The 9,036-nt window shown below is 73.1% G+C and carries 9 protein-coding genes; 4 read left to right on the top strand and 5 right to left on the bottom strand.

The genetic code is table 11. The features are described from left to right. The 4 genes from JF597_RS31170 to JF597_RS31155 all read left to right on the top strand — a co-directional run. Window positions 1–527: sulfite exporter TauE/SafE family protein (locus JF597_RS31170; protein ID WP_294002988.1), on the top strand; the 527-nt coding region annotated here is incomplete at its 5' end. Window positions 528–623: 96 nt separating this feature from the next. Then, complete coding sequence (locus JF597_RS31165) at window positions 624–992, top strand: peptidoglycan-binding domain-containing protein (protein WP_294002986.1); 369 nt, start codon at window positions 624–626, stop codon at window positions 990–992. Between the two features lie 115 nt (window positions 993–1,107). Then, window positions 1,108–1,593, top strand: coding sequence for a TrkA C-terminal domain-containing protein (locus JF597_RS31160; protein ID WP_294002985.1), 486 nt, complete (start codon window positions 1,108–1,110; stop codon window positions 1,591–1,593). A 7-nt stretch (window positions 1,594–1,600) separates the two neighbouring features. Continuing rightward, entirely contained in the window at window positions 1,601–2,833 is a 1,233-nt protein-coding gene (locus JF597_RS31155) for a cation:proton antiporter (protein WP_294002983.1), read from the top strand. 36 nt (window positions 2,834–2,869) lie between these two features. Here the strand turns inward: JF597_RS31155 and JF597_RS31150 are convergent, their stop codons facing one another. From JF597_RS31150 to JF597_RS31130, 5 genes are all read right to left on the bottom strand, one after another. Then, a complete protein-coding gene (locus JF597_RS31150; protein WP_294002981.1) occupies window positions 2,870–3,412 on the bottom strand; it encodes a Pycsar system effector family protein in 543 nt (180 codons plus the stop codon). Between the two features lie 149 nt (window positions 3,413–3,561). After that, window positions 3,562–4,857: a DUF4407 domain-containing protein gene (locus JF597_RS31145; protein WP_294002979.1), complete on the bottom strand. Its 1,296-nt coding sequence runs from the start codon at window positions 4,855–4,857 to the stop codon at window positions 3,562–3,564. Beyond that, window positions 4,850–5,917 (bottom strand): hypothetical protein, encoded by a 1,068-nt coding sequence (locus JF597_RS31140; protein WP_294002977.1) that lies wholly within the window; start codon window positions 5,915–5,917, stop codon window positions 4,850–4,852. Before JF597_RS31140 ends, JF597_RS31145 begins: the two co-directional genes overlap by 8 nt. After that, a complete protein-coding gene (locus JF597_RS31135) occupies window positions 5,914–8,202 on the bottom strand; it encodes a hypothetical protein (protein WP_294002975.1) in 2,289 nt (762 codons plus the stop codon). The genes JF597_RS31140 and JF597_RS31135 overlap by 4 nt, the downstream gene beginning before the upstream one ends. Beyond that, window positions 8,195–9,001: a hypothetical protein gene (locus JF597_RS31130; protein ID WP_294002973.1), complete on the bottom strand. Its 807-nt coding sequence runs from the start codon at window positions 8,999–9,001 to the stop codon at window positions 8,195–8,197. The genes JF597_RS31135 and JF597_RS31130 overlap by 8 nt, the downstream gene beginning before the upstream one ends. Window positions 9,002–9,036: the final 35 nt, after the last annotated feature.

The following is a 9,036-nucleotide window of genomic DNA, read 5'->3' as shown; positions in this document are numbered from 1 at the left end:
CGGCCGGTTCGGCCGGGGAGGACGCGCACGTCCCCGTACGGCCCGTGGCCACGCTGCTCATCGGGCTGGTGGGCGGGGTGATCGTCGGGATGACCTCGGTCGGCTCGGGCTCTCTGATCATCGTGATGCTGATGCTCGCCCACCCCCGGCTCAGGGCCAACCACCTCGTCGGCACGGACCTGGTGCAGGCCGTCCCCATGGTGGCCGCGGCCGCCCTCGGCCACCTGCTCGTCGGCGACGCCGACCTGGCGCTCGCGGCGACGCTCCTGATCGGTGCCGTGCCGGGGGTCGTGCTCGGCTCCCTGGTCTCCAGCCGGGTCTCGGGCTCAGCGGTGCGCTGGGCGCTGGTGGTGCTGCTCACCGGCTCCGGACTGTCGATGCTGAAGGCGTCGTCCACCGTCGTCCTGCTCGGCTGCCTGGGCGTGGCACTGATCGGCACGCTCACCGCCGGACGCGGCCGGCGCTCCGCCCGCCCCGCGACGGCGGAACCGGCGCCGGAGGGAACGGGCGTCCCGGCCTCCAGGTGACCGGGGGACTCTCCCGGCCTCCGCTCGACTCGCGGGCGTCACCGCTCGCGCGCGACCATGGTCACAAGTCGAGTCGCGCCCTTATAAGGAGCGGGCATGAGACGGAACCGACTGCTCACCGCGGCCGCGCTGCTGGGCGCGGCCGTCGCCCTGGGCCCGGCGCTGCCCAGCACCGCGGCGGCCGCCTCCGGCCTGGCCTGTTCCTACGTGGCGACGGGCTACCGGCCGACGCTCGCGTACGGCGCCACCGGAGCCGCGGTCAGGCAGGCGCAGTGCCTCAGCAACGCGTGGGGCGGCCAGCCGCCCAGACTCACCACCGACGGGGTCTACGGCACGGTCATGCAGAAGAAGATCGAGTGGATCCAGACCTGCCACGGCCTGCCGGCGAGCGGGGTCGTGGAGGGCCGCACCTGGCACGTGCTGTACCACCCCGCCCTGGACTGCTACGTCCCCTACCCGTCCTGACCGCTTCGCCCCCGCCCGGCCCGACTCCCCCGTCCGCCCCGGCTCCCCGTTAGGGTGTTGTTAAAGAAAGAGCAAAGAACCAGCGGGACGAGACGACGAGACAGGGGAGACAGCCTTGGGGGCTCCACGCCTGAGTAGGACGCCGTTGCCGGGAATCGGGGTGCGTTACGACCTCGCCACGCGCGAGCAGGGCCGGGTGTCCGTGGTCGCGCACCGGGACGGTTCACGGATTCTGAGCGCCTACCACCGGGACGACCCCGACGCCTGCGCCCTGTCGGTGCGGCTGTCCTCGGGGGAGGCGGCGGCGCTCATCGACGCGCTGATGCCGACGCACCACAGCCCGAACCTGCTCTCCACCACCGACCTGGGGCTGGTGGCCGAGCGGATCGAACTCTCCGCCACCTCGTACTGGAACGGCCGGCTGCTCGGCGAGACACGGATGCGGACCGAGACGGGGGTGTCGATCGTCGCCGTACTGCGCCGCGCCGAGGCGGTCCCCTCCCCCACGCCCGGTTTCCGCCTGGCGGGCGGTGACACGCTCATCGTCATCGGCACCCGCGAGGGCGTCGACGCGGCCGCCGCGATACTCGGGCGGGAGTGAGGCCGGCGTGCACGACTCCGCGGTCTTCCTGATCGAGTTCGGTGCGATCATCCTCGGCCTCGGCCTGCTCGGCCGGCTCGCCGGACGCCTCCGTTTCTCACCCATCCCCCTCTACCTGCTGGCCGGGCTCGCCTTCGGCAAGGGCGGGCTCTACCCGCTCGGCACCAGCGAGGAGTTCGTCGCGATCGGCGCCGAGATCGGCGTCGTACTCCTGCTCCTCATGCTGGGCCTGGAGTACACCGCCAGCGATCTCGTCTCCAACCTCAGGACGCAGTACCCGGCGGGCCTGGTCGACGCCGCGCTGAACGCGCTGCCCGGCGCCGCGATGGCCCTGCTGCTGGGCTGGGGTCCGGTGGCGGCCGTGGTGCTGGCCGGTGTCACCTGGATCTCCTCGTCCGGGGTGATCGCGAAGGTGCTCGGGGACCTGGGACGGCTCGGCAACCGGGAGACCCCGGTGATCCTGAGCATCCTGGTCCTGGAGGACCTCTCCATGGCCGTCTACCTGCCGATCATCACCACGCTGCTGGCCGGCGCCGGCCTGGCGGCGGGCAGCCTCACACTGGCGGTCGCCCTCGGGGTCGCCGGACTGGTCCTGCTGATCGCCGTCCGCTACGGCAGGCACATCTCCCGGTTCGTCTCCAGCGACGACTCGGAGAAGCTGCTCCTGGTGGTGCTCGGCCTGACCCTGCTGGTCGCGGGCATCGCGCAGAAACTGCAGGTCTCCGCCGCGGTGGGCGCCTTCCTGGTCGGCATCGCCCTCTCCGGCGAGGTGGCCGAGGGCGCCCACCACCTCCTCGCGCCCCTCCGCGACCTGTTCGCCGCGGTCTTCTTCGTCTTCTTCGGCCTGCACACCGACCCGTCGAGCATCCCGCCGGTGCTGCTGCCCGCGCTCGCCCTGGCGGCCGTCACCACGCTGACGAAGATCGCCACCGGCTACTGGGCCGCGAAACGCGCCGGGATCTCGGCCAGGGGCCGCTGGCGGGCGGGCGGCACCCTGGTCGCTCGCGGCGAGTTCTCCATCGTCATCGCGGGCCTCGCCGTCACCGCCGGCATCGAACCCTCCCTGGGCCCCCTGGCCACGGCCTACGTCCTCATCCTCGTCGTCCTCGGCCCCCTCACCGCCCGCTACACCGAACCACTGGCCCGCCGCCTCACCCGCCGGACGGGCACCGAGCAGCCCCTCGCCCTGCCGGCCCCGGCCGCCCCGGTCGACGACCAGGACACGGTTCGCCGGACGTGACCGGGGACCTGTGGGGCCGGTGCCCGAGCCGGCCGGCTAGGTCGACGCCCCGGTCACTATCCCCAGCAGGGTGAGCGCGAAGAAGGTCGTGCCCCAGGCCAGGGCCAGGCGTATGCAGCGGTACTTGGTCCAGGTGATCCGGGACAGGGCGGCCAGCTGGGACAGGTCCCGGGAGAGGGGGTCGGTGCGGCGGACGGTGCGTTCCAGCTGTGCCGCCGACCTCGCCAGCCGCACGTCGCCGAAGTAGTGCGTGCGGGTGTGGCGGGGACTTCCCAGCCGTGGGGCCACGGCCAGGCCCAGCAGCACGAGGGCCGGCACGCAGGCGGCGGAGCCCGTCCAGATGAGCAGCTGGGGGACGACCGGGTAGAGACGGGGGACGATGATGCCGCTGCCGACGGCGCCCAGCAGGGCGGTCAGGGCCGCGCCCAGGGACGCCAGGAGCAGGCCTGCCTTGTTGTCGGCCCGTACGAGCTCCTCACGTGCCTCGGACAGCAGGACTCTGGCGAGTGCCGCGCCGCGGTCGGTGGTCGCGGTGCCGGTGCCCGGGTCCGGGACGGCGCCGCCTCCGGATGTGGTCATGGTCCCCCTTCTGTTCCGTCGGTCCTGCTGAGTCGGTTCTGCTGAATCGGTCCTGCTGAGTCGGCCCTGCTGGGTCGGTGCACTTCGGTGCCGGACGGCCGCCCCGGGGTCCGGGGCGGCCGTGGTGCCGGGTGCGCGACGCGGGTGCGTCAGACCGTCGACGAGCGGCGGATCTCGTCCTCCAGCGCGTTCACCGCCTGGCGGACCCGGATGTTCATGGCCGCCGTGTGTTCCCGGAAGGCCGCCTCCGACTCGGCGCGGTGGCGCCGGACCTCCTGCTCGATGGCGTCCTGGGCGATCTCCAGGTCCGCGAGTGCCCGGCGCTCGGCGAGCCGCACCTGTTCGCCGTGAATTTTGACCGCGCTGTTGCTCTCGCCGGTGAGCATCCGGTCGTACGCGGTCTCGCCGGTCAGGTACTTCACCAGCACGGGAAGCACGTCGATGAGGACGAACAGCAGGCGGACCAGCCAGATGCCCACGAACAGCACCGGGTTGCCGCCCGCGAGTTCGTCGAGGGCCCGGATGCGTTCGAGGACCCCGATCTCCTTCTGCTTGGCGCGTTCCTCGGCCAGCCGCTGCGCGATCCCGTCGGCCCGTGCCTTGAGGAACGCGCTCCGGGACGAGGTCAGTTCGCCCTCGATCTTCGAGATGCGGGTGTTCATGCCGGCGAGCCGCTGCTCGTTCTGGGCGGTGCGGTGGGTGGTCCAGTAGTCCCGTGCCTGGTCGCGCAGCCGCAGGCATTCGGACGTCCGCTGGTAGAGGCCGGTCGCGGCGATCCGGACCAGCCGCCGGCACTCGTCCCGCACCTCGGAGTCGATGGCCTCCAGCCTGGTGGTGTCCTGGTCCACCCGCTTCTGCAGGGTGGCGGCGTCCGAGCGCAGGGCGGTCAGTTCGTCGACCCGGCCGCCGGGCGTCGCGCCGAAGGAGAGGACGTACCTCGTGTCGCAGCCCGCGGGGGCGACCGCCCGCGTCGTGGCCGGCACGGGGTTGCAGCGCACCAGGTCGGTGCGCAACGCGTCGACGGTGCCGGTGCGTTCGTCCTGGACGCGTTCCTCGATGGCCGTCTGGAAGATGCGCAGCACCAGCGGCTCGGCGATCACCGCGCCGAGCATCAGGGCGACCAGCAGCCGCATGAGGAGGGGGCCGAGCCGGCGCCGTGCGTTCGGCTGCGGTGTGACCAGCCAGCGGTCCAGGTTGAGCACGAACAGCATCCAGATGACCGTCGGCAGCAGGGCCACCACAGAGATCCTGCCGAGTGCCTCGGTCGCGAAGTTCCACATGGAGAACGCCGCGATGACGGAGGTGCCGAGCACCACCCCGCCCAGCGCCGTGTACTTGCTCCGCTCGTACCGGACCCTGGACAGCAGCTCCTCGTCGACGCCGGTCAGGGTCCGCAGCCCGCGTGCGGCGTCGAGGCCGATGCGGTGTCCCGGGAAGTCAGTCAACGAGATCGTCCTCGTCCTTGACGAAACTTCCCTGCGGGTCGTGCTCCCGGCCCGCCGCCGCGCGATGGGGACGGGCCTGGCCCGACTCGACCATGCGGGCGGTGTCCGCGGCGGCCCCGACGCCGGGTGCGGCCTGGCCGCCCATCTCCCGCAGGACCTGGTCCAGCATCTGGTGGTAGTCGACGTACTCGCTGCCGGCCGCCTGCCGCAGCAGGGTCAGCAGCATCTCGCGGCGGAGCTGCGCGTCCGTCGTCTCCAGCAGCCTGGCGTGCGCCCGCTCCTCCGATTCGGCCTGGTGACGGCGGGCCGACTCCTCGCCGGTGGCCCGGTGGATGCGGGCCGCCACCTCCGTGACGTCGATCTCCTGGCGGGCGATGCCGAAGGCGTCCACGTGGTCGGATCCCTGGGAGAGCAGCTCCGCGATCCGGCGTGCGTCCTGCGTCTCGAAGTCGCGCTGCCCCTTGCGCAGTTCCCAGGAGCGCCGCTCGTCGCGGAGCCTCTGCTCCCAGTCGCGCAGGTCGTCCGAGGCGTACACCTCGGCGTTGACGAACTCGACGCTCATGCCGGCGACCCGCGGCGGCACGATCGCGCTGTAGGCGGTCATCCGGTGGCCGGCCTCGGTGCGCACCGCGTTGATCTCCTCCACGCGGTGCCCGGCGCTCACTCTCGGCAGGTCGCTGTCGCCCAGCAGGTAGGCGCGCAGCGGAACCGTGACGTCGATGATGCCCTGCCGGGCGATGACGGTCGGGTCGGTCACCTGGCAGGTGAAGGACGCCCGCATCGTGAAGTTGTCCGCCTCGCTGACCGAGGGCAGCGGGCGCTCCACGTCGACCAGGCGGGCCCGGGTGTCGACGATGCTGACGGAGGAGGCGTCGAGCACGTCCGGGTGGGAGGGGTCGAAGACCATGCCCTCGTGGAAGGTGCGGTAGTTCCCGCCGACCCTGAAGACGTGGACCGCGCCCGGGGGCAGCGGCGGTACGTCGTCGCGGCGGCGGCGCCGAGACCACCAGGTGCCCTGGACCGTGGCCAGGATGTGCTCGGCTATGACCGGGTAGTTCACTTGCTTCGGCCTCCTTGGGCGGAAGTGAGGGGATGGGTGGACGTGAGGGGCGCGGTGGCGCGCCGGTCGCCCGGTGGCCGGACGCGCAGGGCGCCGATGAGCACCTGCGCCAGCTGCTGGGCACCGGGGATCGCGTGGTCGGGGTGGCGCAGCGCGATGGACAGGTGGCGGCCGAGCGCCGCCCACTGCCGTGCGGTCATGGCGTTCCGCATGACGTCGCCGAGTTCGCGGACGGTGCCGGTGACGGACGGGTCGTCCCGCAGCTGCACCAGGGTCCGGCACAGCGCGGTGACCGCCCGGCTCCGGTTGCTGCTGTGCAGGACGTCGGCCCACAGGGATCCCAGATGCCGGACGCTGTCCGGGACGGTGCGCAGCAGTGCCGCGGTGACGGGCTCGTCGGCGGCCTCCAGCCGGCTCGCCTCCAGGAGCTGGACGGCGGCCCTGAGGGCGATCGACCGCTCCCGGGACCCCGGAGCGGACTTCACGAGGACGGTGCGGACGAACCGGAGGATCAGCAGCGCCCGCCCGGGATCGGCCTCGGCGGTCTGCAGCAGCAGGACCAGGGAGCGGCGGGCCGAGAACGCGACCCGTTCGCCGCGGTTGGCCAGGAACCACAGCGTCTTGAGCGCCTCCAGGCGGTAGAGCGAGCCCAGCCTGCCGGTCAGCGCCATGGCGGCCGTCACCGCACGGCCGGGGCCCCGGTTGTCCACCCAGCTGATGACGGTGCTCAGGGCCTGCGGGGCGAGATGCTCGACGTCGCACATGAACTGGAGGGTCAGCGCGGCGGTCACCCGCTGGCTGGTGATGCCGTCGGACCACACCGTCAGCAGGTTCTCGTCGACTTCGACCAGCGCGTACCGGGCGAGGAGCGCCACGCCCCGGGCCACCTCGGTCCGGGTGTCCAGGTCGCCGTGCAGGGCCAGGTCGCCCAGCCACTGGCGCAGCGGGTACCAGAGTTCGTAGCCGTAGAGGTCGTACAGCTCCGCGATGACGAGCTCGCGGATCCGCGGCGAGGTGAAGACCACGCACCGCTCGCTGCGGCCCGCGCCGCGGCTCGGTCTGAGCCGGAACTCGGTCGTCACGAGCCCCACCGCGCGTTCCCGCCACCGGGCCCGGGACTGCCGGGCCACGGCGCCGGTCAGCGGCGCGGCCGCCGGGCCGGCCTGTTCCGCGGCCGGTGTCTCGCCGCTCTGCTCCCAGTTGCGCACCTGGGCGGCGAGCGCGGCGCACTCCTTCTCCAGCGTCCGCTCCGGGATGCCCTCCAGGAACGCCAGGGCCGCGAGCGCGAGCAGGTCGTCGGCGTCCGGCCGCCGGCCGAACCATTCCCGGACCTGCTCCCGGCGCCGGTCCCGCAGGATGTCCAGCGCCGCCTCGGCGCCCGACCGGGACAGGGCCACGGCCGCCGCGACGACGTCCGCCGGGCGGCGCTGTTCGCCGACCCGCTCCAGCAGCTCCCTCTCGGTGTCCGGCGCGAGGCCGGCGTGCGGCAGCCGCGCCCTGCATTGCTCGAACAGCTCCCCGGGGTCGGGGGCCTGCCAGGGCACGCAGTGCTCGCGCAGCGCCAGCCGCCGGCTCGCCGCGTCGCCGGCCGTGATCACGAGGTACGACCCCTTGCGGCCGAGTTCCTCGCTCAGCCGCCCGATCTCGTACGTCTGCACGGCTTCGGGGCGCAGCTCGCCCACGTAGTCGAGGATGACGTACCCCTGCCCCGGCCTGAGCTCACGCGAAGTGGCCAGTTCGGCGAGGGCGTTGGCGGGTGACAGGCTGCGCAGTCCGGCCTCCTCGCCGAGGACCGTCCGGAGCAGGGCGAGGGCGCCCGCGCCGCGGCCGCAGTTGTCCTGGCCGGTCAGCACGACGAGGGCGTTCTCGCGCAACGTGTCGAGTGCGTCGTCGAAGCAGGGCCGCGGCGGGACGTAGTACCGCAGGACCCGGTCCGCCTCCCCGGGCTCGATGGTGCCGGGCGAGAGGCCGGGCGCCGAGGCGGCGCCGAAGCCGAACGCGGCCCCCGAGGCGTCGACCACGCCGTAGAAGTTGTTGTTGACGAGCTGCTGGACGCGGCGCAGATCGTCATAGCCGCGGTCGTCCTCCTCCCGCTCGTCCTGCTCCCTGCGCCCGGCGGCCGCCTCGTCGCCGCCGGGCTCCGCGCGGAGCGGCTCCTTCGGCGCCTCAGGCGCCTCGAACGCCTCTCGCGCACCGCCGCCCGCGCCGTCCGGGAGGGGCGGTACACCGTTTTCGCCGACGGGCGGTACGGCGGGCCCGCCGTCGGGACCGGGCAGGTCAGCCACCGGCGCTCCCGAAGCCGAAGACGGCGCCCCGGGCGTCCACGGAGCCGGTCATGTGGGTGACGTTGACCTGGTGCGCCCGGTACTCGTGGGTGACGCCGGCGCCTGCTGTGCCCGCGGCGGCCGTACGGGGCCGGTCCGCCGCGGGCTCCCCCGGCACCGGAACCGCGGGGTTCCCCGTTCCCGCGGTTCCGGGTTCCTGTGAGGCGGCGGCCGTGGTGCCGAGCGTGGGCACGCGCAGCCAGGCCGAGGCCTCGTACTCCTTCACCTGGACGGTGACGTGGGTGAAGTCCGCCGTGGTCAGGGTGGTGTGACCACCCGCCACCACGGACCGGTAGACGTCGTCGGAGAGCAGCAGCGCCAGGTCCGCTTCCGGGTGCGCGGCCAGGGCGTCGTAGAGCGGGCGCGCGGTCAGCAGACGGGCCGTGGCCACCACGGCCGAACCCGCGAAGCCGTTTTCGGCCAGCTCCACCAGCCCCTGGTGGATCACGGCGCGCAGCCGCATCCGGGCCTCGGGCACCCGCTGGGCGTTGTGGTGGCGCAGCTCGGCGACGAGATGGCGGACGTAGTCGTCGACCAGCCGCGGCTCGCTGCCGTCCTGCCGGCGCACCGCGAGCTGCTCGTCGCCCGTGCGCTGGATCTGCCACTCGGAGCGGTCCAGGCCCGCGCCCCTGGCGGCGCGGTCCAGGAGCCTTGGCAGCTCATGCTGGAGTTCGGACTGGTTGCGATCGTTCTTGCTGCCGTAGGCCTGTGCGTCGACGGCTATGCAGGTACAGGGACGGAATCCGGGCCACTCAGCCACCCGATCATTTCCTCTCTCGGCAGGACATGGGCGGA

It is taken from the genome of Streptomyces sp. (assembly GCF_019510245.1).
GTDB lineage: Bacteria > Actinomycetota > Actinomycetes > Streptomycetales > Streptomycetaceae > Streptomyces.
Note: the sequence above shows the minus strand (reverse complement) of the source record. Positions and strands in the feature narration are given on the sequence as shown.

What these genes read in the sequence shown, in the direction of transcription:
- JF597_RS31165 (WP_294002986.1), top strand. Translation starts at nt 624, where the DNA reads ATGAGACGGAACCGACTGCTCACCGCGGCCGCGCTGCTGGGCGCGGCC.
- JF597_RS31150 (WP_294002981.1), bottom strand. Translation starts at nt 3,412, where the DNA reads ATGACCACATCCGGAGGCGGCGCCGTCCCGGACCCGGGCACCGGCACC.